21 protein-coding genes are annotated in these 21,139 nt (G+C 65.7%); 7 read left to right on the top strand and 14 right to left on the bottom strand.

Annotated features, from left to right (window positions below; genetic code table 11):
• Positions 1–88 precede the first annotated feature (88 nt).
• Positions 89–544, bottom strand: coding sequence for a dUTP diphosphatase (gene dut, locus ACIQ42_RS00850; protein ID WP_397420336.1), 456 nt, complete (start codon positions 542–544; stop codon positions 89–91).
• The gene (gene coaBC, locus ACIQ42_RS00845; protein WP_397420335.1) at positions 544–1,737 is read right to left on the bottom strand and encodes a bifunctional phosphopantothenoylcysteine decarboxylase/phosphopantothenate--cysteine ligase CoaBC; all 1,194 of its coding nucleotides are present in this window, start codon (positions 1,735–1,737) and stop codon (positions 544–546) included. The genes dut and coaBC overlap by 1 nt, the downstream gene beginning before the upstream one ends.
• Positions 1,738–1,850: 113 nt before the next feature.
• On the opposite strand from coaBC, the gene ACIQ42_RS00840 reads away from it, so the two are divergent.
• Positions 1,851–2,420, top strand: a complete 570-nt coding sequence (locus ACIQ42_RS00840) for a hypothetical protein (RefSeq protein WP_397420334.1) — start codon at positions 1,851–1,853, stop codon at positions 2,418–2,420.
• A 120-nt stretch (positions 2,421–2,540) separates the two neighbouring features.
• Here ACIQ42_RS00840 and ubiB read toward each other — a convergent pair whose 3' ends face one another.
• Together ubiB and ACIQ42_RS00830 are read right to left on the bottom strand one after the other, a co-directional pair.
• A complete protein-coding gene (gene ubiB, locus ACIQ42_RS00835) occupies positions 2,541–4,031 on the bottom strand; it encodes a 2-polyprenylphenol 6-hydroxylase (protein WP_397420333.1) in 1,491 nt (496 codons plus the stop codon).
• 6 nt (positions 4,032–4,037) lie between these two features.
• Complete coding sequence (locus tag ACIQ42_RS00830) at positions 4,038–4,796, bottom strand: class I SAM-dependent methyltransferase (RefSeq protein WP_397420332.1); 759 nt, start codon at positions 4,794–4,796, stop codon at positions 4,038–4,040.
• A gap of 63 nt (positions 4,797–4,859) precedes the next feature.
• Here ACIQ42_RS00830 and mutM point away from each other — a divergent pair, with 63 nt between their 5' ends.
• The 6 genes from mutM to ACIQ42_RS00800 all read left to right on the top strand — a co-directional run bounded on the left by mutM (position 4,860) and on the right by ACIQ42_RS00800 (position 10,040).
• Entirely contained in the window at positions 4,860–5,723 is an 864-nt protein-coding gene (mutM, locus tag ACIQ42_RS00825; RefSeq protein ID WP_397420331.1) for a bifunctional DNA-formamidopyrimidine glycosylase/DNA-(apurinic or apyrimidinic site) lyase, read from the top strand.
• Positions 5,720–6,577, top strand: a complete 858-nt coding sequence (locus ACIQ42_RS00820) for a TraB/GumN family protein (RefSeq protein ID WP_397420330.1) — start codon at positions 5,720–5,722, stop codon at positions 6,575–6,577. Before mutM ends, ACIQ42_RS00820 begins: the two co-directional genes overlap by 4 nt.
• A gap of 28 nt (positions 6,578–6,605) precedes the next feature.
• The gene (locus tag ACIQ42_RS00815; RefSeq protein WP_397420329.1) at positions 6,606–7,385 is read left to right on the top strand and encodes an enoyl-CoA hydratase; all 780 of its coding nucleotides are present in this window, start codon (positions 6,606–6,608) and stop codon (positions 7,383–7,385) included.
• A gap of 108 nt (positions 7,386–7,493) precedes the next feature.
• Positions 7,494–7,763 carry a 30S ribosomal protein S20 gene (gene rpsT / locus ACIQ42_RS00810; RefSeq protein ID WP_397420328.1) on the top strand — a complete coding sequence of 90 codons (270 nt, stop codon included), beginning with the start codon at positions 7,494–7,496 and terminating at the stop codon, positions 7,761–7,763.
• Between the two features lie 416 nt (positions 7,764–8,179).
• Complete coding sequence (gene dnaA / locus ACIQ42_RS00805) at positions 8,180–9,598, top strand: chromosomal replication initiator protein DnaA (RefSeq protein ID WP_397420327.1); 1,419 nt, start codon at positions 8,180–8,182, stop codon at positions 9,596–9,598.
• 85 nt (positions 9,599–9,683) lie between these two features.
• On the top strand, positions 9,684–10,040 hold the full coding sequence (locus ACIQ42_RS00800) for a DUF6481 family protein (protein WP_397420326.1): 357 nt from the start codon (positions 9,684–9,686) through the stop codon (positions 10,038–10,040).
• A gap of 56 nt (positions 10,041–10,096) precedes the next feature.
• Here ACIQ42_RS00800 and ACIQ42_RS00795 read toward each other — a convergent pair whose 3' ends face one another.
• The 10 genes from ACIQ42_RS00795 to infB all read right to left on the bottom strand — a co-directional run.
• Positions 10,097–10,762 carry a PEPxxWA-CTERM sorting domain-containing protein gene (locus ACIQ42_RS00795; RefSeq protein WP_397420325.1) on the bottom strand — a complete coding sequence of 222 codons (666 nt, stop codon included), beginning with the start codon at positions 10,760–10,762 and terminating at the stop codon, positions 10,097–10,099.
• Between the two features lie 168 nt (positions 10,763–10,930).
• On the bottom strand, positions 10,931–13,069 hold the full coding sequence (gene pnp / locus ACIQ42_RS00790; protein WP_397420324.1) for a polyribonucleotide nucleotidyltransferase: 2,139 nt from the start codon (positions 13,067–13,069) through the stop codon (positions 10,931–10,933).
• Between the two features lie 231 nt (positions 13,070–13,300).
• Positions 13,301–13,570, bottom strand: a complete 270-nt coding sequence (gene rpsO / locus ACIQ42_RS00785; protein ID WP_397402474.1) for a 30S ribosomal protein S15 — start codon at positions 13,568–13,570, stop codon at positions 13,301–13,303.
• Positions 13,571–13,586: 16 nt separating this feature from the next.
• The gene (gene truB, locus ACIQ42_RS00780; protein WP_397420323.1) at positions 13,587–14,528 is read right to left on the bottom strand and encodes a tRNA pseudouridine(55) synthase TruB; all 942 of its coding nucleotides are present in this window, start codon (positions 14,526–14,528) and stop codon (positions 13,587–13,589) included.
• Positions 14,528–14,965 carry a 30S ribosome-binding factor RbfA gene (gene rbfA / locus ACIQ42_RS00775; protein ID WP_397402478.1) on the bottom strand — a complete coding sequence of 146 codons (438 nt, stop codon included), beginning with the start codon at positions 14,963–14,965 and terminating at the stop codon, positions 14,528–14,530. The genes truB and rbfA overlap by 1 nt, the downstream gene beginning before the upstream one ends.
• A gap of 81 nt (positions 14,966–15,046) precedes the next feature.
• The gene (locus ACIQ42_RS00770) at positions 15,047–15,838 is read right to left on the bottom strand and encodes a dienelactone hydrolase family protein (protein ID WP_397420321.1); all 792 of its coding nucleotides are present in this window, start codon (positions 15,836–15,838) and stop codon (positions 15,047–15,049) included.
• Positions 15,839–15,880: 42 nt separating this feature from the next.
• Entirely contained in the window at positions 15,881–16,378 is a 498-nt protein-coding gene (locus tag ACIQ42_RS00765; RefSeq protein WP_397420320.1) for a DUF2939 domain-containing protein, read from the bottom strand.
• 67 nt (positions 16,379–16,445) lie between these two features.
• A complete protein-coding gene (locus ACIQ42_RS00760) occupies positions 16,446–16,832 on the bottom strand; it encodes a c-type cytochrome (protein WP_397420319.1) in 387 nt (128 codons plus the stop codon).
• Between the two features lie 8 nt (positions 16,833–16,840).
• The gene (locus ACIQ42_RS00755; protein ID WP_397420357.1) at positions 16,841–18,448 is read right to left on the bottom strand and encodes an NAD(P)/FAD-dependent oxidoreductase; all 1,608 of its coding nucleotides are present in this window, start codon (positions 18,446–18,448) and stop codon (positions 16,841–16,843) included.
• 203 nt (positions 18,449–18,651) lie between these two features.
• Positions 18,652–21,139: translation initiation factor IF-2 (gene infB, locus ACIQ42_RS00750; RefSeq protein WP_397420318.1), on the bottom strand; the 2,488-nt coding region annotated here is incomplete at its 5' end.

Below are 21,139 nucleotides of genomic sequence, written 5' to 3'. Positions count from 1 at the left end.
TATGGCCGCGCAGCCAATCCAGTCAGCCTCCCGGCCTTGAGATCTGGGTCCCGGCATTCGCCGGGATGAGCGGTGTTGAGTACGGAGCCTAACGCCCGCCCGTCGATCCAAACCCGCCCGCGCCGCGCGCTGTATCGTCCAGGCTCTCGACCTCGACCCACGCGGCCTGCACCACCGGGGCGATCACCAGTTGGGCGATGCGGTCGCCGCGACGGATGATGAAGTCTTCCGGGCCATGGTTGATCAGGATCACCTTCACCTCGCCGCGATAGTCCGCGTCGATGGTGCCGGGACTGTTCAGACAGGTGATCCCGGACTTGAACGCCAGGCCTGAGCGCGGCCGCACCTGGCCCTCGAAGCCCTGCGGCAGGGCGAAGGCCAGCCCGGTGGGCACGGCGAAGCGGTCGCCGGGGTGCAGGGTCAGGGGCGCGTCGTCCGGCACCGCCGCCCGCAGGTCCATGCCGGCCGCCTGGCTGGTCTCATAGGCCGGAAGCGGCAGGCCCTCGGCATGGGGCAGCCGGGTGATCGGGATTGACGGGCCCATCACTGAAAAACCTCCGCCATGCGCGCGGCCAGTTTGCGGGCCACCTCGGACTTGTGGACCCGTTCCCAGCGCTCGATCCCGGCGGATGAAACAATGGCCACGGCGTTGTCGTCGCCGCCCATGGTGCCTGCGATGCTCACATCATTGGCGACGATCCAGTCGCAACCCTTGCGCGCCAGCTTGGCCTGGGCGTGGGTCTCGACGTTGTCGGTCTCGGCGGCGAAGCCCACCACCAGTTTCGGGCGGTGCGCGCCCTTCGACAGGGCGGCCAGAATATCGGGGTTTTCCACGAGGGCGATGGCAGGCGGACCGTCGGCGCCCTTCTTGATCTTGGCCGCGCCGACCGCCTCGGGTCGCCAGTCCGCCACCGCCGCCACACAGACCGCGATATCGGCGGGCAGGGCCGCCTCGCAGGCCGCCAGCATCTCGCGCGCCGTCTCGATCTCGATCCGGCGCACGCCCGCCGGCGCCGCCAGGGCGGTCGGCCCGCTGACCAGCGTCACATCCGCGCCCAGCTCCGCCAGAGCCGCGGCGATCGCATAGCCCTGCTTGCCGGATGAGCGGTTGGTGAGCAGGCGGACCGGATCGATGGGCTCGGCGGTGGGCCCAGCCGTCACGATCGCCCGCTTGCCGGCCAGCGGACCGGGCGCGACCCCGTCCAGCATCGACTGGATCGCGGCAAAGATCTCGGCAGGCTCGGCCATGCGTCCCGGGCCGAACTCGCCGCAGGCCATGGCCCCCTCGTCCGGCCCGACGAAGCGCACCCCGTCGCCCTTCAGCGTCGCCAGATTGCGCCGGGTGGCGGGATGGTTCCACATGCGCACGTTCATCGCCGGCGCCATCAGCACCGGCTTGTCGGTGGCCAGCAGGGTGGTCGTCGCCAGATCGCCCGCCAGCCCCTGCGCCGCCTTGGCCATCAGGTCGGCCGTAGCCGGCGCCACCACCACCAGGTCGGCGGAACGGGAAAGCTGGATATGGCCCATCTCGGCCTCATCCGTCAGGGAGAACAGCTCCGAATAGACCTTGTCTTCCGCCAGCGCCGAGAGGCTGAGCGGGGTGACGAACTGGGCGCCGGCCTGGGTGAGGATCGGGCGCACGCCGATGCCCGCCTTGCGCAACAGCCGCGTCAGCTCCAGCGCCTTGTAGGCCGCGATCCCGCCGCCCACGATCAGGAGAATCCGCTTTTCACTCAAGGCCAGACGCCCTTTCAAAGGAGGCTTCGCTTTAAGCCATGAAAGGGGACTCGACAAACCCGGCGGTCTGTGTTCATTTTTTGTTCTTGCTCAGCCTCAGCGGGAGAACAAACATGGCGGGTATGAGAATGGTTTTGCTGGCCGCCGCGGCCGGCCTCTTCCTGGCGGGCTGTGACAACGGCCCTTCGGCCGTGTCGCAGAAGCAGGCCGCAGGCACCCAGATGGCGACGAACAGTCAGTCGTTCACCTCCGACGCGGGCCGTGGCGGCGACGAGGCCGATGCGCCGCAGGTGGATCGCCGCAACGACGCGGTCAGGCTGGTGGATGGTAAGCCGATGTGGTCGGCCAGCCGGCGCTATTCGGCCGAAGAGAACGCCGAGCGCGCCTTCGCCCGTAACGGCGCAGACTTTGGCGCGGACAGCGTGGGCGAGTTCGTCCAGACGGCCCACAATTTCGTGGCCAATCCGCCCCGGGGCACCCTCACCTACGCCCGCCGCAACGGCGACCGGCTGATGTACGATCCAAAGGGCAATGTCTTTGCGGTCGCCAGCAAGGCCGGCGCGCCCCGCACCATGTTCAAGCCCGACGACGGCATGGCCTATTGGGAAGAGCAGAAGGCGCGCGAAAGTCGCCGCCAGACCGCCGGCGCAAACCGCGAGCGCGCAGGTCGCGAAGACAGCTGATACGTGTACTCCAACTAAACACTACTTTGGATAGACAATTACACAGCCAGCTATTCACCCTGATTGTGTGAAATTGGGCTGTCTATCTAATCAGATCAATCCGGATGAAGCGGAGCGGTTCTAGAAGAGCAGGGCGGCCAGCAGAAAGGCCGCCCCCGCAACCGCCGCGCCCATCGCAAACCAGCGCAATCCGCCGGCAGGTCTGGCGACAGGCTGCGCCTCCGCCGGCGCCTGGGCCATCCGGGCGATATTGCGGATCGCGGTCTCGGCCTCACCGGCGAACCGCTGGATCCGGGTGACGGGCGACAGCTCCCGCGCGATCCAGCGCTTCACCACCGGCTCGGCGGCGGCCCAGATGTCGTGTTCGGGATCGATGCGCCGGGCGACGCCCTCGACGGTCATCATGGTCTTCTGCAGCAGCACCAGCTCGGGCCGCAGGTGCATCTCGTAGAGGGCGGTGATCTCGAACAGCTGGGTCAGCACCCGGCTCATGGCGACGGCGTTCGCGGTACGGCCGAAGACCGGCTCCCCCACCGCCCGCAGCGCCTGGGCGAAGGCCGCAACGCTGTGACGGGCGGGCACATAGCCCGCATCGAAGTGGACCTGGGCCACGGCCATGTAATCCCGCCGCAGAAACCCCCAGAGGATCTCCGCCAGGTACCGCCGCTCCGGGGCGCCCAGCCTACCGATGATCCCGAAATCCACCGCATGGAGGCGATCCGGCGCTGCGGCGAACAGGTTGCCCTCGTGCAGATCGGCGTGGAACACCCCGTGATCCAGCGCCTGGGCCAGGAAGGCGCGGGTCAGATTGTCGGCCAGAGCCTTGCGATCGAGTCCCGGTTGCGCCAGCGCCGCCGGGTCCGAGAGCGCCATGCCCTCCGCCCAGCCCATGGTCAGGCACCGCTTGCCGACGCCGTCCCATACCACCTTTGGCGACGACATGTAGCCATCCCGCGCCATCACCTCGGCGAGCTCGTCAGCGCCCGCCGCCTCAAGCCTCAGGTCGAGCTCCAGCTCGGTGGCCCGGATCACGGTCGCCGCCAGCGCCTCGGGCTCAAGCCGCCGCGCCAGGGGCCACCAAAAGGCGATCAGCCGGGCCGCCAGGGCCAGGGCCTCCGAGTCCTCCGCGACGCGACGCTCAATCCCGGGCCGCAACACCTTCACCGCCACGCGCCGGCCATCCAGGAGCGTGGCGTCATGCGCCTGGGCCAGGGATGCGGCCGCCACAGCCGTACCGAAGGTCTCGAACACGGCCTCGACCGGCCGCCCAAGTTCGCGCGCGACCTCTGCCTTCGCCTCAATCAGCGGAAAGGCGGGCAACCGGTCCTTCAGTCGACCCAGGTCCTCCGCGAAGACGGGACCGAAAATGTCGCCGCGGGTAGACAACAACTGGCCCACCTTGATGGCCACCGGTCCCAGCGTCTCCAGCGACCGGGCCATGCGCTCGCCGGGTCGCCCCGCGCGCTGCGATGCGAACAGCCGAAGCCCCCGGGCGACCGCACCCAACGCCGACGGATAGTAGGCGTCACCCTCCCGGGGAAGCAGCGCATCGTGGCGGATCAGCATCCACCCGGCGCCGAACAGCCGCATGTAGGCGCCCAGCGCGGCCATTGGCAGCTATAGCGCCCGCGCGGTGTGGAGAGCCGCGACACCGGCGGTGAAGTTGGTCCAGCTGGTTTGCGAGAACCCGGCCTCGGTGATCATGCGCGCAAAAGTCGCCTGATCTGGAAATCGCCGGATGCTCTCCACCAGATACTGATAGGAAGCCCGGTCTCCCACTACCCGCGCCCCGATCTCCGGGATCACAGCAAAGGAGTAGGCGTCATAGGCTTTGCGCAGGGCCTCGGTGACCGGCCGCGAGAACTCCAGACAAAGGAACCGGCCGCCCGGCTTCAGCACGCGGCGCGCCTCGCGCAAGGCGCCGGGAATGTCGGTGACATTGCGGATCCCGAAGCTGATCACATAGGCGTCTGCACTCGCGTCCGGCAGCGGGAGGCGCTGGGCGTCGCCGACCGACCAGGTGATTTCCGGCATCCCGCCCCGCTCGCGTCCGGCGGCGACCATTTCGGCGTTGTAGTCGATCACGAATATCTTCGCGTCGGCCCCTCCCCGGCGCAGCTGCGCGCGCCGCGCCAGCCGGGCGAAACGACGGGCCATATCGCCGGTGCCCCCGGCGCAATCGATGATGGTTTCGCCCGGCTGCGGGTTGAGCCGCGCCGCAGTGGCGTCCTTCCACAGGCGATGTACGCCCGCGCTCATCAGATCATTCATCAGATCATACCGACCCGCCACGCGGTCAAAGACCCCGCGCACCAGGCCGGGTTTCTCGGCGGCGTCCACATCGCGGAAGCCGAAGGTGGCGGAAGGTCCCGTCATAGCGCGTGCTCTTAGCGTCCCAGCTCTTGGCGCGCCAGCAATGCCGTGCAAAGCCAGCCCGTCATGCCGGAATTACCTGAAGTCGAGACCGTGCGACGGGGACTGGCCCCCGTTCTGGAGGGCGTACGCCTGTCCCGCGTTCTGGCGCGACGCCCCGACCTGCGGTTCCCGTTGCCGCCCGATTTCGTCCAGCGCCTGACCGGCGCCACAATCCTGCGGCTCGATCGCAGGGCCAAGTACCTGTTGGGACGGCTGGATCGGGACGAAACCCTGGTTATGCATCTGGGCATGAGCGGCCGCTTCGACATCAGCCGGGCCGAGGGCCAGAGCCGCCCCGGCCAGTTCCACAGCGCTTTAGCGCCGGACGCGAAACACGCCCACATCGTCTTCGAGACCGAGGCGGGCAGTACGGTGACCTACTACGACCCCCGCCGGTTCGGATACATGGCGCTGATCAGCACCGCCGCTCTGGACCAGCATCCCTGGTTCGCGGCCCTGGGCCCCGAACCGCTTTCTGACGCATTCGATGCAGCCCGCCTGCTGAAGGTCTTCGCCGGACGGACGCAGGGGCCCAAGACCTTGTTGCTCGACCAGCGGACCGTGGCCGGACTTGGCAACATCTATGTATGCGAGGCCCTGAACCGGGCCCGGATCTCCCCGTTCAAGCCGGCCGGTCAGGTCTCAGCCACGCGACTTTCGGTATTGGTTCCGGAGATCAAGGCAGTCCTCGCCGAGGCCATCGCCGCCGGCGGTTCGACCCTGCGCGACTTCGCCCAGACCGATGGCGCCCTCGGCTACTTCCAGCACAGCTTCCGGACCTATGACCGCGAGGGCGAGGGCTGTCGCAATGACGGCTGCACGGGGACCATAGGCCGCGAGATTCAGGCAGGACGGTCCACTTTCTTTTGCCGCAGGTGCCAGCGATGAAGCTGCGCGCTGCAGTCCTGGCCGGTCTGCTCCTGTTGGCTGGCCCAGCCCTGGCCGAGCCGCCGGTCTGGATCGTGCGGGATGCCGACTCAGAGATGCTGCTGTTTGGATCGGTTCATGTCCTGCCGCCCAACCTTCGCTGGCGGCCCGCCGCGCTGGATCTGGCGCTGAAGGGCGCCGATGATATCTGGTTTGAGCTCCCGGTGGATGAGGCGACCTCACAGGAAGTTGCGCAACTGGCGGCCCGAAATGGGACCTTGCCGCCAGGCCAGTCCCTGTTCGGCCTGCTCACGCCAAAGGACGCGGCTCGCCTGGTGCAGATCGCGAGCGACCTTGGCGTCAATCCCCAGGCTCTGGATCGCCTGAAACCCTGGCTCGCCGAAGTGGCCCTGGCCGCAGCCCTCTACGGAAAAGTAGGGGCCGCATCAGAACACGGCGTGGAGGCCACCCTCGCCGCTGCCGTACCGCCGGCGGTCAGTCGGCGAGCCCTGGAAAGTCCCGCTGAACAGATCGCGCTGTTCAGCGACACGCCGATGGTCGACCAGATCGCCTCGCTGCTGGGATCGATGGTCGAGATAGAGACGGATCCGGATACCTTCACCGATCTACTGAACGTCTGGATGGCCGGGGATGTTAAGGGACTGGCCCATGAGACCATGTCCCTGCGCGAAGCATCGCCTGAACTCTTCAAGCGCCTGGTCACTTTTCGCAACGCCGCCTGGACACGCCAGTTGGACGCACGGCTGAAGGGCCAGGGCCACACAGTCGTCGTGGTGGGCGCTGGTCACCTGGTCGGCGAGGACGGTGTGCCCGCGCGTCTGCGCGCCCTTGGCTATTCGGTCACGGGGCCTTAATCGGACGGCTTCAGCCCACGGAGCCATCATGTCCTACGAAACCCTGATCGTTGAGACCCCCAGCGCGGGCGTAACCCTGATCCGTCTGAATCGGCCTGAGGCGCTCAATGCTCTGAACAGCCAGTTGCTCGGTGAGCTGTGCTCGGCGCTCGATGCTGCAGAAAGCGACACCATGGTCCACTGCCTGGTGCTTACAGGCTCCGAGCGGGCCTTCGCGGCGGGCGCCGATATCAAAGAGATGTCGGATCGGTCCTACGCAGAGATGTTTGCCAGCGACATGTTCGGACCGATTGCCCGGCGGATCGATAGCTTCCGCAAACCGATCATCGCCGCAGTTTCGGGCTTCGCACTGGGCGGCGGCTGCGAACTGGCGATGCTATGTGATTTCATCATCGCGTCAGAGACCGCGCGGTTCGGCCAGCCCGAGATCAATCTTGGCGTGATGCCTGGCATAGGCGGCACCCAGCGCCTGCCGCGCGCTGTGGGAAAATCCAAAGCTATGGACATGATCCTGACCGCCAGGATGATGGACGCCGCCGAAGCCGAACGCGCTGGTCTGGTTTCACGCGTGGTGGCCGCCGACAAGTTGATGGATGAGGCGCTGGCCGCTGCAGCAAAGATCGCGTCGCAATCGCCACTGGCCGTTATGATGAACAAGGAACTGGTGAACGCCGCTTTCGACACCACCCTCGCCACCGGCGTCGCCGTTGAACGGCGACTGTTCCACTCGCTCTTTGCCTTTGAGGATCAGAAGGAGGGCATGGCGGCCTTCATCGACAAGCGGAGGCCCGGATTCACCGGAAGATAACGGGCGCCAAGCGCCATTGACCGCCCCCATCCCTTTCAGTATATCCCCGCCTCCAATTTCGTCCGCCGGCTCTCCGGCGGGTGCTACCCGTTTTGAGAGCAGTCCCGAATGGCCAACACGCCCGGCTCCAAGAAGGCGGTCCGCAAGATCGCTCGCCGCACCGAAGTCAACACCGCCCGTCGCTCTCGCGTTCGGACCTACTTGCGCAAGTTTGATGAAGCCGTGACCTCAGGCGACGCCACCGTAGCCAAGGATGCCTTCGTGAAGGCTCAGTCCGAGCTGATGCGCGCCGTCACCAAGGGCGTGGTTCACAAGAACACCGGCTCGCGCAAGGTCTCTCGCCTTGCCGCACAGCTCAAGAAAATGTCTGCAGCCTGACACTGACGCGCCGGCGGGCCATCGGGCCTCGGCAGTATTGGAACCTTCGATAAACAGCGCCCTCCGGGCGCTGTTTTTTTGGGCGGTACGCGCCGGCCTCGTGCGTCAAAATTGTCAGTGCCAGGGGCATGCTGAAGGCACCACAAAGCTCTTTCCCTAGGCCCCAAAAGGGTCCGCGTCATGTCAACGAAAATTTCGCTCGACGGACACAAGAATCACCGTTGACCCCCCCCCGTCCGACAGTAGTGTCGGTCTTCGAACAGGCGCCTTGGACCTGATCCCGGCCTCAACCGGGACACCGGCGGAGCACATGCATCCGCCGCCAGAGAACCTGTTTCTGTAGAACAAGATACGTGGTTGGGGGGTTCGGGACCCCGGCTTGTCGACAACCATGGGCGCGATAGAGGTTTCTGGACATGACGAGTGGGGGGGCTGCGGGAGCCATGGCAAGCGCACCGGCATCGGCCGTGTGGAGCAAGACTTGCCAGGTTCTCAGGCGTGAACTGGGCGACGCGACGTTCGGGTCATGGCTCGGCCAGGCCGCGCTTCGGGAATCCGGTGACGAAGTTTGCGTAGTTGCCGCCACGGGCGTGGCCCGCGACTGGATTCGCAACAACGCCTGGCGTCGTATCGGGGAACTGTGGGCGCAGAATGACCCTATGGGCCGTCGGCTGGATCTGAAATCTCGGCTTGACCTGGACAATACCCCGGCACCGGTCGTCAGGGCCGCTGTTTCGGCGGAGGTCGTGGAGGTCGAGATCGACGCCATGGCGCCCGTCGTCGCTCGCCAGGGCCGCCTGCAGGGCCTCCAGGAACGTTTCGCCTTCGACAGCTTCGTGTCAGGGCCTTCGAATGAATTCGCCTTTGCTGTGGCGAGGCGGGTGGCGTCCTGGGCGGACGGGCACTTCAACCCGGTCGTTTTTCACGGGCCCTATGGCTTCGGAAAAACCCACCTTCTCAATGCTGTGGCGTGGGAGGCGATGCGCACCCAGCCCGGCAAGAGGGTTGTGTACCTGTCCGCTGAGCGATTCACCTCGACCTTTGTAAAGGCGCTTCAGGACAAGCAGACCCAGGCCTTCAAGGAAGAGCTTCGCAACGCAGACCTACTCCTTATCGACGACGTGCATTTCGTGGCCGGCAAGACGCAGACGCAGGAGGAACTGTTCCAGACCCTGATAGAGCTGGTGGAGGACGGCCGCCGCGTGGTGCTCACGGCCGATCGATCGCCCAATGAACTGTCGGAGATGGAACCCCGCCTGCGGTCTCATTTGCAAGCCGGGTTGGTCTGCGGGATCGAACCCGCTGACCGGATGCTCCGGCTGGGCATTCTGGAACGTAAGCTGCAGACATTGGCACGCCAGGGTGGCTTCCATCCTGCCGCCCGCGCCGAAGTGCTGCAATTCCTGGCTGATCGCTTCACCGACAGTGTCCGCGAGTTGGAAGGTGCCCTCAATACTCTGGTGGCCCGCGTCGGCGGCGACATCGCTCGCCTGACCCTGGACGAGGCCCAAGCGATCCTGCGACCCCATCTGTCAGTCAGCGAACGCAAGGTGACCGTCGACACCATCCAGAAAGTGGTGGCCGAACACTACGCCCTGAAGCAGGCGGACCTACTGTCCGAGCGCAGGGCGCGCGCCATTGCCCGCCCGCGCCAGGTGGCGATGTGGCTGGCCAAGCAAATCACTACGCGGTCGCTGCCCGATATCGGCCGACGCTTTGGTGGGCGCGACCACACCACAGTACTGCATGCGGTGCGCCGGATCGAGGCTCTGAAGGCGGATGACCCCGTCCTGGCCCGCGACGTGGACATGCTGCTTCGCAAGCTGCGCGGCTGAGTTTGCCGCCGCGAGGGACGGGCGCACTCAAATGCTTTAAGGTAGGGGTTCCCGCGCAACGGCGGACCCATCCGAAAAGCCTGACATGCGCGATCTCAAGGGCTCTGCCCTAACCGACCGGCTTGCCGCCGCGGCGGAGGCGAAGGCCGCCCTGCTGGCGAAGCTCAAGCCAAAGCCCACCATTGTCGATCCTCTTTTCGCCGAGCGTGAGGCCATGAAGGCGGCCGACCTCCAGGCGGTACGCGCCGCCCGCGAGGTTGATAAAGCGTTGGCGCGTCAAGTCGTGCTGGACCGCGCCGCGGCGGCAGAGGCCGACGCCGCCGCTGCCGAGGCGGCTGAGCTGGCGGGCAAGCGCGGGGCGCGTAAGGAGCGCAAGCAACTCAGCAAAGAAGAGGCCAAGGCCAAACGCGACGCCAAGTACGCGGCTCGCAAGGCGAGATAGCCAAACGCCCGGCGGTGGCCGCCGGGCGTTTTTCAATCGGAGCCGAGCGCGAAAAATCAGGCGGCGAGGGCACTGCGCCGCTGACGGCGCAGGAGCGCGCCGGCCATGCCGAAGCCACCGATCATCAGCGCCCAGGTCGCGGGCTCCGGGACCGCTGTCACAGACAGGCCATCGAAGAACACGCCGCCGGAGCCATTGTCGGTCGACGAGAGGGTCAGCTTGCTCAGCGCGCTGGTTGCCTGGAACGTGAACGTTGAGGTCTGCCACAAGAGATTGTTCGGCGAGCCGAAGCTGCCATTAAGGGCCGACACCTGGATCACCTGCCCGGGGGCAGTGATGGTGGCGAGCGCCGGGTTCTGGGCGTTGGCGGCGTTGCGCGAATAGGCGTAGAAGACGGAGTAGGAGTTGCCCACGGTCGTCGCGAAGGATTGCGAGATCGACCCTGGACCAAAGCCGTTGATGTCGAGCGCCTGCTTGCCATCATACGATGGGCTCCACTGGGTCACGTTCCTGACAATGTCGACACTGCCCGAGTCAACCGTCCAGCCGGGGAGCGGCAGGCTATAGGCAGCCCCATAGGTATAGCCGCCCCAGCCCTGCAGGACCGCAGTGCCCGAATCCTCGAAATCGCCGTTGATCAAAAGATTTGCCGCGCTGGCGGGCGCCGCAACGGCGAGAGCGGCGACGGCGACCAGCGAAACGACAGCTGCTTTGAAATTCATTTTGAAACACTCCTCGTTACCTGATCCTAACCGCTTGCAGCACAGCGGAAAACACTCTTCCCTTGTCAGGGGTGCAGACCGCTCAAAATGCAACCGGTCCGCACAAATGTAGAGGGCGGCTGCATCGCTGCAGCCGCCCTGTTCAGTCCAGGTCAGGCGAAACGCTGTCTAGGCGTCGGCGCCTTCGGTCTGCTTGGACGACAGATCCTCGCCGGTCTCCTGGTCGACGACCTTCATGGAGAGGCGGGTCTTGCCGCGGTCGTCGAAGCCCAGCAGCTTCACCTTGACCGACTGGCCTTCGGTGAGAACGTCCGAGACCTTGTTCACACGCTCGTTGGCGATCTGGCTCACGTGAACCAGGCCGTCCTTGGCGCCGAAGAAGTTCACGAAGGCGCCGAAGTCGACAACCTTCACGACCTTGCCCGTGTAGATCGCGCCGACCTCAGCTTCCTGGGTGATCGACTTGATCCAGGTCTTGGCCGCATCGATCTTGGCCTGGTCAGCGGCCGCGATCTTGATGGTGCCGTCTTCGCCGATGTCGATCTTGGCGCCGGTTTCAGCGGTAATCTCGCGGATCACCTTGCCGCCCGTGCCGATCACTTCGCGGATCTTTTCCACCGGAATCTTGATGGTCTCGATCTTGGGTGCGTATTCGCCCAGCTCCTGGCGGGGAGCTTCCATCGCCTTGTTCATCTCGCCGAGGATGTGATCACGCCCGCCTTTGGCCTGAGCCAGGGCCTGCTTCATGATCTCTTCGGTGATGCCGGCGATCTTGATGTCCATCTGTAGCGACGTGATGCCGTCGGCGGTGCCGGCGACCTTGAAGTCCATGTCGCCGAGGTGATCTTCGTCACCCAGGATATCGGACAGGACCGCGAAGCCGTCGCTTTCCAGGATCAGGCCCATGGCACTGCCGGAGACCTGCTTCTTCAGGGGCACGCCCGCATCCATCAGGGCCAGCGAGGAGCCGCAGACCGAGGCCATCGAGGACGAGCCGTTCGACTCGAAGATCTCGGAGACCAGACGGATCGTGTAGGGGAAGTCCTCGTAGGCCGGCAGCATCGGACGGATCGCCCGCCAGGCCAGCTTGCCGTGGCCGACTTCGCGGCGGCCCGGCGCGCCCATGCGGCCCGTTTCCCCGACCGAGAAGGGGGGGAAGTTGTAGTGCAGCATGAACTTTTCGTAATACTTGCCTTCCAGCGCGTCGATCATCTGCTCGTCGTCGCCGGTGCCCAGGGTGGCGACCACCAGGGCCTGGGTTTCACCGCGGGTGAACAGCGCCGAGCCGTGGGCCCGGGGCAGGACGCCGACTTCGCCGACGATCTGACGCACCTGATCGACCTTGCGGCCGTCGATGCGGATGCCGGTGTCCAGGATGTTGCGACGCACGACGTCGGCTTCCAGTTCCTTGAAGACGCCGCCCAGCTTGTCAGCGCCGATGCCGTTCGGATTGGCGTCGGACTTGCCGAACTTTTCGCTCGCCTTGGCCTTGGCCTTGCCGACCGCGTCCTGACGCTGGCCCTTGGCGACGATCTTGTAGGCCGAGGCCAGATCCTTGCCGATCAGCTTCTTGACGTCAGCCTTGATGGCGTCGGTGTCGTCCGGGGTGAAGTCGAAAGGTTCCTTGGCGGCGTGCTCGGCCAGCTCGATGATCGCCTGGATGACGGGCTGCATGCCGGCGTGGGCGAACATCACCCCCTTCAGCACTTCGTCTTCGGTCATTTCCTGGATCTCGGACTCGACCATCATGACAGCGTCGTCGGTGCCGGCGACCACCAGGTCCATCCGGCTTTCCTTCATCTCGTCCAGCGTCGGATTCAGGATGTACTCGCCGTTGACGAAGCCCACGCGGGCGCCGCCGATCGGGCCCATGAACGGGGCGCCAGAGATCACCAGAGCGGCAGAGGCGGCCACCAGGGCGACGATGTCGGGGTCATTCTCGAGGTCGTGGGCCAGCACCGTGGTGACGACCTGGACTTCATTCTTGAAACCCTTGACGAACAGCGGGCGGATCGGACGGTCGATCAAGCGGCTGGTCAGGGTTTCTTTCTGGCTGGGCGCGCCTTCGCGGCGGGGGAAGCTGCCGGGGATCTTGCCGGCAGCGTAGAACTTTTCCTGATAGTTGACGGTAAGCGGGAAGAAGTCCTGACCGGGCTTCGCGCTCTTGGCGTAAACGGCGGTGGCCAGAACCATGGTCTCACCGTAGGTGGCCAGAACGGCGCCGTCAGCCTGACGGGCCATGCGGCCGGTTTCGAGGGTGAGGGTCTTGCCGCCCCACTCGATGGTCTTGCGTCTGATTTCGAACATTTTGCTTCTTTCTCAGCCCCCGGGCGTATTCCCGGCGGGCGCGGACAGCGATCGGACTTTCCGAATCCTCTCCAGTGAACAGGCGGAGTGAGGGACTTCCCTCGGCGTATGAATGGGCCCGTACGGAGCCCGGCGCTGCATCAATCCACCGGCCTGTCGCGGGGAGCGGCGAAAACAAAGGCAACCCGCCCGCCTGACCAAACAGCCAGGGAGCGGTTCGCAGATCAGACCTTAACGGCGCAGGCCGAGGGTCTCGATCAGCTTCTGATAGCGGTCCGGACTGGACTTCTTCAGGTGGTCCAGGAGCGACCGGCGAGCCGAGACCATCTTGAGGAGGCCGCGGCGCGAGTGGTTGTCCTTCTTGTGCGTCTTGAAGTGCTCGGTGAGGTTCGCAATCCTTTCGGACATGATCGCCACCTGGACTTCAGCGCTGCCCGTGTCCGCTTCGCCGCGGGCATGGGACTTGATGACTTCGGCTTTACGTTCTGCCGTGATCGACATCGGGTTTCTCCGCTCTTCAAAGGTTGAAGACACGCGAGGGTTCGAGCCGTCCCGCACGCATCTCGCAGAGCGCCACCATCATTCCCCCCGAGGTCGCCGAAACGGTGCGTGAGCCGGGTTTGAGCCTGGCCTTGACCGCTTCCACCTGTCGGGGAACGAGAACGATGGATCGTCCCTGCTTCAATCGGAAGGCGTCTTCATCGGTAACGGCCAGCGCCGGGATGTCGTCCAGCGCGGTCGAAACCGGAAGCAATGCCTCCGAGTGGCGGGCCTCATACTCCAAATTCTCAAGGAATTCCAGTGTCACTGCGTTTTCTTCGGTGAACTGCCCTACGCGGGTGCGACGCAGGTCGCTGACATGACCGCAGGCGCCCAGGGCCAGCGCCAGATCGCGGACGATCGCGCGGACGTAGGTACCCTTGCCGCACTCGATTTCCAGGGTGATATGGTTGGCGTCTCCCGGCTCGCTCTGAACCGTCGCGATGCGGGCGGCGTGCACCGTCACCTTGCGCGACTCCATTTCCACGACCTCTCCCGCGCGGGCCAGGTCATAGGCGCGCTCGCCGTCGATCTTGATGGCCGAGTAGATCGGCGGCACCTGATCGATCTCACCCACAAACTGCGGCAGCGCGGCCTCGACGTCGGCCACCGAGGGCCGGACCCCGGACTCGGCGATAACAGCACCCTCGCGGTCCAGGGTGGCGGTTGTGCGGCCCCAGGCGATCGTGAATCGATAGGTCTTATCCGCGTCCATCAGAAACGGAACCGTCTTGGTGGCTTCTCCCAATGCGATCGGCAGGACCCCGGTGGCCAGGGGGTCAAGCGTACCAGCGTGTCCCGCCTTCTGCGCGTCGTAAAGCCAGCGGACCCGGCTCACGGCGTTGGTCGATCCCAGATCATAGGCCTTGTCGAGGTTCACCCAGCCCGAGACCGCCTGGCCCTTGCGGCGACGCCCCATCAGTCGGCGTCCTTCCAGCTATCCGAAGGCTCGTCCGGCGTCAGGTCCTGGCGCACCCTGGGGTCGTCGAACAGTCTGGCGATGCGCTCGGCCTCAAGGAAGGTATCGTCGTGCCGGAAGTGCAGTTCAGGCGTGAAGCGCAACTCGATAGCCCGGCCCAGATGGCCTCGGATGAAGCTCTTGTGCCGATTGAGAGCTTTGATCACCGCCTCGTGGTTTTCACCGCCCAGAGGCTCGGCGAACACGGTGGCATGCCTGAGGTCCGGTCCCATCCGCACCTCGGCCACGGTCACCGAAACCCCGGCCAGTACCGTGTCGTTGATCGTGACTTCGCGAAAGATGTCCACCAGGGCGTGACGCACCAGCTCTCCAGCGCGCAATTGGCGCTGCGACGGCCCGGCGGGCGTGCGGGGTTTGTCAGGTTTGCGGGGGGCCATCTTCGTCCTCGGTCGCCTGGCGGACGGATCGGACGCCGCGCGCAGGAAAGCGCGGGCTTCTAGGGCATCAAGGGCCGGGAGTCACGCCCCCGTCCGTTCCCTGAAAAACTGGATCACCCGCTGTTCGGCCGCCTTGGTCGGCCCCTCCTCCTTCAGATGCAGGGTCAGCACCGAGTGGGGTGGGATGAAGGCCGGCTTGGCGTCGGCGTCTTCCAGTTCTATGGCCTCGAAGCGGTCGCCGAACTCGCGCCGATAGGTGTCGAACCGGGCATCCGGAACCAGGGTGTCGCTTTTGAACCTCAGACCGATGACCGAAAGGTCCTCATCGGCGAGCCGGCCCTTCACGCAGGCGATCTCTGCCGGGGAAAGGCCGATCTGGCCGGATGGCTTCGGACGCTTGCCTGCGATCGGCAGCGAGGGCTGCGACAACACCGGCGCCACGACGCTGGGATCGGTCATCATCGCCAGCGCAAACCCACCGGTGAAACACATGCCCACCGCGCCCACGCCCTTGCCGCCGCATTCTGCCAGGGCCTGGCGGGACAGCGCCTTCAGCCAGTCGACCACCGGGCTTGATCGGTCGCCTCGCCAGACATGGAACTCACGCCGGATGCAGAGCACGCCCAGTGCGGTGGTCAGGGCGTAAGCCTTACCTGCGGGCTTGCCAGGAACTCCGAACAGGCTGGGACAGAACACCGTCATGCCCGCCGCAGCCACCCGGTCGGCGAACTGTACCACGAGAGGATGCAAGCCCGGCATCTCGTGCATGACGATGACCGCGGGTCCCGATCCGCGCCGGTACACAGGAAAGGTCCGCCCCTCGTGCGTGAAGTCGAATGTCGTGTAGTCGGCCAGCGCCGCCTCGTAGCCCATGGCTATTCCCCGGTTATCCACCCCAGCTTAGTCTGATCGCGGCTACAGACGCAGCATGGAAAGTTCGCCGTCAAAGCCGGAAAGTCGCCAGCGTCCGTCCTGGGCCCAGGTGAAGGTCATGAGGCAGGGTCCGGCCTTCTCCCTGACCGCACAGACCCGTCCGTCGGGCAAACGACGCAGCGTTGTGGAGATGGCGAGCGGCCCCGGGATCCGGGCGTCGGATCGATAGCCATAGTAACTGGCGACCGCACGGAACACTTCGGGCCTGATCAGGGCGTCCCCCGCCAGGCTGGCGATACCGGGGCCCAGCAGAGCGGCCAGGGCGGCGGCGCGAGAATCGGCACGACCCGCTTCGGCCACCAGACGCAACTGTATCTCCTGCTTCAACGCCCGGCGATCAACGAGGGCGTCAAAGGTCGGTCGGTCGTTGTCGCGGATGGCGATCAGCAGAGCGTGCACATCCCCCGCCGCATCCAGCTTGGGGACGGTGGCGCAGGCCGACAGTGTCAGGGCGGCGACGGCGATCAACAGCAGGCGCATGGCGAGACATCCTCAAGGGTGCACAGTCCCGACCCTATCGGCAGATGGCGGCGGGATCACGGCGCTTCTAATGCGCCAGCAGGGCCTTGGGTTTCGCCACAGCCTGGGCCTTGACGCGCGCCTGGCTGACCTGCGCCGTCGTGACCGCTGTGGCCTTGTTGCCCCAGGACACACGGATATAGGTGAGCACCATCGCCATCTGGGCGTCAGTCAGGTCGCTCTTGAAGGCCGGCATCCCACCGCGTCCGTTCAGAACGGTGGCCACCAGCACAGGCAGCGGACCCGCCACCAGCTTGCCGCCTGTCAGCGCCGGGAAAGCGCCCTTTATGCCAACCCCGGTGCGCTGATGACAGGCCGCGCAGTTGTCATTGTAGAGGCTCTGGCCCGTCTCGGCCGCCATCGCCTGGGGCGCCAGCGCGAACAAGACCGCCGCCGTCAGAACCGTTTTACGCACACTCCACCTCACGCCTGCTGGACCCTCTGATGCAGTTTCGCCATCTGCTGCCAGGCGCTCTCGATGGCGCCGGCCTGCCACCCCGTCAGATACGACAGGTGTTCGCCGGACAAATAGATGCGACCATCGGGTTCACACAGCACCGGATAGGCACCTTTGCGGCTCGCGTCGCTCCATTCAGCCCAGCCGCCCAGACTGTGAGGATCCAGGTGCCATGACTTGGAGAACGCCTTCTCGAAGTTCTCCGCATACTCCGGAAAAATCTTCTGGCCCTGGGCGACGGCGAATTTCGCCCGCTCCTCCGGCGGCAGAGCGCTGATCTTCGCGGCTTCACCGCCGAAGGAATAGTAGCCCAGCAGGACGCCCTTCTGACTGTGCCAGCCGGTCGACGGCAGTGAGATGGTGCCGATGCCGGGAATATCGTTGTAGACATGGCCGCCATAGATCCAGTGCTTCTCCTCCCAGAAGCGGGTCTTCATCTGCAGGCCGATCTTGTTCACCGGCGCATAGGCGACGCTGCTCATGGCCTCCAGGAACGGCTTGGACACATCAATCTTGATGTTCTTCAGCACCGACAGCGGGATGGTGCAGATGATGTAGTCGCCGGACACCTCGGCCTTCTTGCCCGCGCCGTCGGTGTAGGAGACCTTCACGCCCCTGGCGGTCTGCTGGATGCGGTCAACCAGCGCATTGTACTGGATCACGCCGTCAGGGATGTTGTTGAGGAAGCCCCTGGGGATCATGTCCATGCCGCCCACTGGCTCCAGCATGGTGCGCTGCTGCTCCCAGCCCGCAACAGAGTTCAGCACTCTCCAGGCTCTGGAGCTCATCACATCGGCGAAGGCGAACGGCTCGGTTTCCTTGCCAGGCCCCGGGCTCACCCCCGCGCCGGGCAAGATCTCAAATCCGCGACCGTCAGTGCCCTTATACGACAGGTCAGCCCGCTGAAGGCGCCCTTCGTTCACCAGATAGTCGATGAAGGTCTGCCGGTCGGTAGGCGACAGCAGGGCGTCGAGGTCGCCCTTGGACGCCACCTTGGCCATCAGCTCGGCGGTGTAACCCCGCGCGTCGGCGGCGATCTGGCCCTTGCGGATCGGCTTGCCGGCGAGCGGTCCATTGCCTTTCTCGAAATAGACGTAGGCCGCGTCATTGTCGTTGTTGAACAGTTCCAGCTGGACGCCGAACTTCCGGACGTAATGCAGCGTCGACTGGTGGTGATAGGGGATCCGCCATGGGCCAACGTTGATGTACTGGCCCTCATCGAAGTCGCACTCTTGGCGGTTGCCCATCAGGTCGGTGTCGACAAAGCCGCGCCGGGCTGCCTGGACACGCCCGCCGGCCACAGCTCGCGCTTCCAGCACCTGCACCTGGTAGCCGGCCTTGCCCAGCTCATAGGCCGCCGTCAGGCCAGCCAGGCCTGCGCCCAGAATGATGACTTTGGTGTTCTTTGCTCCACCCGAGAGGCTGGGCGGCGCAGTCGCGGCCGATGCAAAGCCGAACCCGAGGGCGTCCATACCCGCCATCGCCAGAGAGACGCCGCCGACGGCTGCGAGTTGTTCAAAGAACCGCCGGCGGGTCAGCGGCGACCTTGATCCCGGCCCCATGTCTTCCAGCATCATCATCCCCCCTTGGTGTGCTCCGGTTTCTACACACCGGCCCGCTTCGGCAATGGATGGCGGCACGATCCGGCAACCTCACGCCTCGGCGCCGCCCTCTTGGGCGCCGGTGGGTCTTTGCTGGGCGAATGATGATTGCAGACATGCAAAGGGCGCGGGACCTTGCGGTCCCGCGCCCCTGGCGATTTTCACAAAACAGCAGATCAGAGCGTGCGGCGCACTTCCTCAAGGGTGAAGCACTCGATGGTGTCGCCGGCCTTGATGTCCTGGAAGCCCTGGAACGCCATGCCGCATTCCTGGCCCGAGGGCACCTCGTTGACCTCATCCTTGAAGCGCTTGAGCGTTTGCAGGGTGCCCAGTTCCAGCACAACAATGTCGGCTCGAATGATCCGGACGCGCGCGCCCTTGCGGACCACGCCTTCGGAAACCCGACACCCGGCTACGCGACCGATTTTCGAGATATCGAACGCCTGGAGCACCTCTGCGTTACCCAGGAAGGTTTCGCGCTGGATCGGCGCAAGCATGCCCGAGAGCACGCCCTTCATGTCGTCAATCAGGTCATAGATGATCGAGTAGTAGCGAATCTCGACGCCTTCGCGTTCGGCCAACACCTGCGCCTGTTTCGAGGCGCGAACATTGAAGCCCAGGATCGGAGAGCCTGCGCCCTTGGCCAGCATCACGTCGCTTTCGCTGATGGCGCCCGCACCCGACAGGATGATCCGCGCGCGGACCTCCTCGTGCGCCAGCTTGTCCAGCGAACCGACGATGGCTTCCGCAGAGCCCTGCACGTCAGCCTTGATGATCACGGGAAGTTCCGAGACCTTCTTGTCCGCCAGCTTGGCCATCATTTCAGCCAGACTTGCGCCCTGAATCGGGGATCCGGCCTTCTCGCGCTTGAGGCGTGTGCGGTAGTCGGTGAGTTCGCGGGCTCGCGCCTCATTCTCCACGACGGCGAAGGGCTCGCCTGGCGACGGCGTGCCGTCCATGCCCAGGATCTCCACCGGCACTGAGGGGCCAGCTTCCGAAAGCTGTTCGCCGCGCTCGTTCAGCAGGGCGCGAACCCGACCAAACGTATCGCCGGCCACGACGATATCGCCGCGCTTCAGGGTGCCGCGTTTGACCAGCACGGTGGACACCGCGCCGCGTCCGCGATCAAGCTTGGCTTCGATCACCATGCCGTCGGCAGTACGATCGGGATTGGCCTTGAGGTCCAGAACCTCGGCCTGCAGCAAGATGGCCTCGATCAGGTCGTCCAGCCCCATCTTCTCCTTGGCGGAGACCTGGATCGCCTGGGTGTCGCCGCCCAGGCTTTCCACCACGATCTCGTGCTGGAGCAGCTCGTTGATCACACGCGTCGGATCAGCGCCGGGTTTGTCGATCTTGTTGATCGCCACGATGATCGGCGCGCCTGCGGCCTTGGCGTGATTGATGGCCTCGATGGTCTGCGGCATGACACCGTCGTCGGCCGCCACCACCAGCACCACGATATCGGTCACATTCGCACCGCGCATCCGCATGGCGGAGAAGGCGGCGTGGCCGGGGGTATCGAGGAAGGTGACCGCCTGGCCGCCATCCAGCCGCACCTGATAGGCGCCGATGTGCTGGGTGATCCCGCCGTGCTCTCCGGAGACCACGTCAGCTGACCGCAGGGCGTCAAGCAGCGAGGTCTTGCCGTGGTCGACGTGGCCCATGACGGTGACGACCGGCGGACGAACCACCAGATAGTCGTCCACATCCTCGGCGCCGATGAAGCCTTCTTCCACGTCGGCTTCCGACACGCGCCGCACCGTATGGCCGAACTCCGTAGCCACCAGTTCCGCCGTGTCGTTGTCGATGACATCGTTGATCTTGAGCATCACGCCCTGACGCATCAGGAACTTGATGATCTCGACGCCGCGTGTGGCCATCCGGTTGGCCAGATCGCCCACCGTGATCACGTCGGGGATGATGACCTCGCGGGCCACGCGGGCCTGCTCGACCGTGCCGCCCTTGCGCTTTTCACGCTCGCGTTCGCGGGCGCGGCGCACAGACGCCAGCGAGCGCATCCGCTCGGCGCCCTCAGCGTCGCCAGCTACGGTCTGGATGGTCAGGCGGCCTTCGCGGCGCGTAGGCGCGCCCTTGGCGCGGCTCATGGCCTTGCCGGGACCCGCATCCCTGCGGTTCCGATCATCTTCCTCGGGGCGACGGTCCAGAGCCGCGCCGCCGGGGCGAGGGGCCTGGCGTGCAGCGCGCTGGACTTCCGGCGTCGCGGGAGGCGCGGCAGGACCGGTTCTTGGGCCGGCAGGCCCACGGGGACCGCCAGGGCCGCGCGGGCCTGCGCCGGGCGCCGGACGTGGAGCCAGCGCCGAATAGCGCACGGTGTTGCCGCTCGCGGCGGCGTCCTGACGGGGACCGCGATCGCCTTGCGGGCGATCATTGCGCTGCGGCGGGCCGCGATCATCGCGCGGCGGACGATCGTCCGTGCGCGGGGCCCGTTGATTGAACGAGGCACCCTCGAAGCGCCCGGTCGTGGGCGGTCGATAGGTGGTGGTGGTCGGACGGTCGTCACGACGCTCATGCGACGGCTGATAGGACCGTGTCTGGCCCGGAAGAGCGGGCGCGGCCGGCGCACGCGGCGGCGGCGCAGACGCCAGCGGCGCGGGAGCCTGGGTCGGGGCCGCAGCGACGACCGGAGCCGGGGCGGCGGCGGGG

Source organism: Phenylobacterium sp., from assembly GCF_044372605.1.
GTDB lineage: Bacteria > Pseudomonadota > Alphaproteobacteria > Caulobacterales > Caulobacteraceae > Phenylobacterium.
Note: the sequence above shows the minus strand (reverse complement) of the source record. Positions and strands in the feature narration are given on the sequence as shown.

What these genes read in the sequence shown, in the direction of transcription:
- dut (WP_397420336.1), bottom strand. Translation starts at nt 544, where the DNA reads ATGGGCCCGTCAATCCCGATCACCCGGCTGCCCCATGCCGAGGGCCTG.
- ACIQ42_RS00840 (WP_397420334.1), top strand. Translation starts at nt 1,851, where the DNA reads ATGGCGGGTATGAGAATGGTTTTGCTGGCCGCCGCGGCCGGCCTCTTC.
- ubiB (WP_397420333.1), bottom strand. Translation starts at nt 4,031, where the DNA reads ATGGCCGCGCTGGGCGCCTACATGCGGCTGTTCGGCGCCGGGTGGATG.
- ACIQ42_RS00830 (WP_397420332.1), bottom strand. Translation starts at nt 4,796, where the DNA reads ATGACGGGACCTTCCGCCACCTTCGGCTTCCGCGATGTGGACGCCGCC.
- mutM (WP_397420331.1), top strand. Translation starts at nt 4,860, where the DNA reads ATGCCGGAATTACCTGAAGTCGAGACCGTGCGACGGGGACTGGCCCCC.
- ACIQ42_RS00820 (WP_397420330.1), top strand. Translation starts at nt 5,720, where the DNA reads ATGAAGCTGCGCGCTGCAGTCCTGGCCGGTCTGCTCCTGTTGGCTGGC.
- ACIQ42_RS00815 (WP_397420329.1), top strand. Translation starts at nt 6,606, where the DNA reads ATGTCCTACGAAACCCTGATCGTTGAGACCCCCAGCGCGGGCGTAACC.
- rpsT (WP_397420328.1), top strand. Translation starts at nt 7,494, where the DNA reads ATGGCCAACACGCCCGGCTCCAAGAAGGCGGTCCGCAAGATCGCTCGC.
- dnaA (WP_397420327.1), top strand. Translation starts at nt 8,180, where the DNA reads ATGACGAGTGGGGGGGCTGCGGGAGCCATGGCAAGCGCACCGGCATCG.
- ACIQ42_RS00800 (WP_397420326.1), top strand. Translation starts at nt 9,684, where the DNA reads ATGCGCGATCTCAAGGGCTCTGCCCTAACCGACCGGCTTGCCGCCGCG.
- ACIQ42_RS00795 (WP_397420325.1), bottom strand. Translation starts at nt 10,762, where the DNA reads ATGAATTTCAAAGCAGCTGTCGTTTCGCTGGTCGCCGTCGCCGCTCTC.
- pnp (WP_397420324.1), bottom strand. Translation starts at nt 13,069, where the DNA reads ATGTTCGAAATCAGACGCAAGACCATCGAGTGGGGCGGCAAGACCCTC.
- rpsO (WP_397402474.1), bottom strand. Translation starts at nt 13,570, where the DNA reads ATGTCGATCACGGCAGAACGTAAAGCCGAAGTCATCAAGTCCCATGCC.
- truB (WP_397420323.1), bottom strand. Translation starts at nt 14,528, where the DNA reads ATGGGGCGTCGCCGCAAGGGCCAGGCGGTCTCGGGCTGGGTGAACCTC.
- rbfA (WP_397402478.1), bottom strand. Translation starts at nt 14,965, where the DNA reads ATGGCCCCCCGCAAACCTGACAAACCCCGCACGCCCGCCGGGCCGTCG.
- ACIQ42_RS00770 (WP_397420321.1), bottom strand. Translation starts at nt 15,838, where the DNA reads ATGGGCTACGAGGCGGCGCTGGCCGACTACACGACATTCGACTTCACG.
- ACIQ42_RS00765 (WP_397420320.1), bottom strand. Translation starts at nt 16,378, where the DNA reads ATGCGCCTGCTGTTGATCGCCGTCGCCGCCCTGACACTGTCGGCCTGC.
- ACIQ42_RS00755 (WP_397420357.1), bottom strand. Translation starts at nt 18,448, where the DNA reads ATGCTGGAAGACATGGGGCCGGGATCAAGGTCGCCGCTGACCCGCCGG.